We start from the raw sequence: 1,617 nt of genomic DNA on the forward strand, positions 1-1,617 counted from the left end.
CGCACGGTCCAGATCCGCTCCGGATCGGCGCGGGTGACGTTGTCCATCGCACTGCGCCCGGCATCGTTGAGCACGTGGCGGACCTCCTGGTCGAGCTCGTAGGTCGAGAAGTCGACGCCGGTCCAGCCCGACATCAAGGTCAGCGAGGCCTCGTGGTCGATGTAGCGCCTGTAGTCGGCGAGCTTGGCCTGCGCCTCGGCCTCAGTGGTGCCGAGCACGATGGTGGCGATGCTGAAGATGACGATATCGGTGGGTGCCCGACCGGCATCGATGGCGGCCTGGCGGATCGCCGCCACGCGCGGCCCGATGATCTTGGCCGATGGTCCCGACATGAATACGCATTCGGCATGGCGGCCGGCGAAGACGCGGCCGCGCGATGATGTGCCGGCTTGATAGAGCAGGGGCGTGCGCTGCGGCGACGGCTCGCAGAGATGGATGGCGTCGAGCTGGAAATTTTCGCCCTGGTGCTGGACGCGGTGAACCTTAGCGGGATCGGTGAAGATGCCGCTGGCGCGATCGCGCAGCGCGGCGTCATCCTCCCAGCTCCCTTCCCAGAGCTTGTAGACCACTTCCATGTATTCGTCGGCGAGGTCGTAGCGGTCATCGTGGCCGGCCTGGCGGTCTTTGCCCATGCCGCGCGCGGCACTGTCGAGATAGCCGGTGACAATGTTCCAGCCGATGCGTCCCTCGGTGAGATGGTCGAGCGTCGACATCCGGCGCGCGAATGGAAAGGGCGGCTCGTAGGACAGCGTGCAGGTGACGCCGAAGCCGAGATGCTCCGTCACCGCGGCCATCGCCGATATCAGCATCAAGGGATCGTTGACCGGCACCTGGATCGCGTGACGCAGTGCAGCGTCCGGGCTGCCGCCATAGACATCGTAGACGCCGAGCACGTCGGCCAGGAACAGCCCGTCGAAGCGGCCGCGCTCCAGCGTTTTAGCCAGGTCGATCCAGTAGGGCAGGCGGTTATAGTCGCTCGATCGGTCACGCGGATGCCGCCACAATCCCGGCGATTGATGCCCGACACAGTTCATCGCGAACGCGTTCAGCTTGATTTCTTTCGCCATGCGTCATCCCCTCAGGCATTTCTTCTCGCGTCTTCTCGCGCCAGCTTGGCACGATTGCAGTGCGCTGCGTAGTCCAGGGACTCGATGGATGCGCCGCGAGCATCTCGGATGCGGGCAGGGCGCGCTGCGGCGCGCCAGGAACCCGGTGGGATGATTTGCCGGGCGGCGACTGTGCCAAATCGGGCCTGTGGAAATTTTTTGCGGTAGCGAAAAAAACCGCTTGCTCATCCCCCGGCCTTCCCATAGATAACCGCCATCCGAGACGAAGCAATCACTGGCGCCTGCCACTTGCAGGGCGCCGTTATTTGTCTCTCGGACCTTGAAGACGACGGAAAGTTGACTAACTGTAGACGCTCTGTTTAAGAGCATCTCGCTTCCGAAAATTTCGAGGTGGCCGCTTTGCAGTCGACGACTGTAAAGGGGCAGGCTGTTTGACAAGTGAAGATGAAGAAAGAGAAACGTGGACGGCGAGGTCCTTGCGGGTCTCGGGTTGGCTGAAGGCGCGAGCTTTTGACGATCCGGGATCGGACGAGAAGACTTCGACGGTCGA

At 62.9% G+C, this 1,617-nt stretch carries 1 protein-coding gene; it reads right to left on the bottom strand.

What is annotated here, in order from left to right; all coding sequences use genetic code 11:
• A partial coding sequence (locus WA702_RS30515; RefSeq protein ID WP_425114254.1) for an LLM class flavin-dependent oxidoreductase occupies nucleotides 1–1,067 on the bottom strand: 1,067 nt, incomplete at its 3' end.
• Nucleotides 1,068–1,617 lie beyond the last annotated feature (550 nt).

Source organism: Bradyrhizobium sp. (assembly GCF_049798375.1).
Lineage (GTDB): Bacteria > Pseudomonadota > Alphaproteobacteria > Rhizobiales > Xanthobacteraceae > Bradyrhizobium.